1 protein-coding gene is annotated in these 596 nt (G+C 70.6%); it reads right to left on the bottom strand.

Annotation, left to right across the window (positions count from 1 at the left end; genetic code table 11):
* Window positions 1-596, bottom strand: a 596-nt coding sequence (locus tag AC1DQC_RS20030) for a 2-phospho-L-lactate transferase CofD family protein (RefSeq protein ID WP_477052979.1), incomplete at both ends; no start/stop codon positions are given.

The raw sequence follows: 596 nt of genomic DNA, 5'->3' as shown, positions 1-596 counted from the left end.
GTGGTCTCCGGGTCGGTCATCAGCAGCGGGACCGCCTCGACCGCTACGCCGGGGACGTCGGCGGTGTCGGTGTCGTGGATCAGCCAGCCGTCCAGGATTCCGGTGTCCGATCGCGCGCCGTAGTAGCGCCCCACTGCCTCGGCGGAGGTCTCGACGCCGATCACCTCCAGGCACTCGTCGGCCATGCCGCGCAGCGGCTTGCCGTCGATCACGGGGGACAGGCCGACCACCTTGGCGCGTCCGGTCCGCAGCGCACCCCGGATGCCGGGGACGGCGAGGATCGCGCCGACACTGACCACCGGGTTCGACGGCGCCAGCAGCACCGCATCCGCATTCTCCAGGGCGTCGATCACGCCCGGTGCGGGTGCCGCCTTGTCCGCGCCGACATGGACGAAACTGTGGGTCGGTACCTGGGCCCGGTGCCGCACCCACCATTCCTGGAAATGAATTGCTCGCTGTTCGCCGTCGGCCGGATCGGTGATCACGACGTGCGTCTCACTGCGGTCGTCGGTGACGGGGATCAGCCGCACCCCGGGCTGCCAGCGGTTGCACAGCGCCTCGGTCACCGCGGACAGCGGGTAGCCGGTGCGCAGCAT

This window comes from Cellulomonas sp. P4_H12 (genome assembly GCF_056400905.1).
The sequence above is the reverse complement of the archived record's forward strand: the minus strand, read 5'-3'. Positions and strand labels throughout refer to the sequence as shown.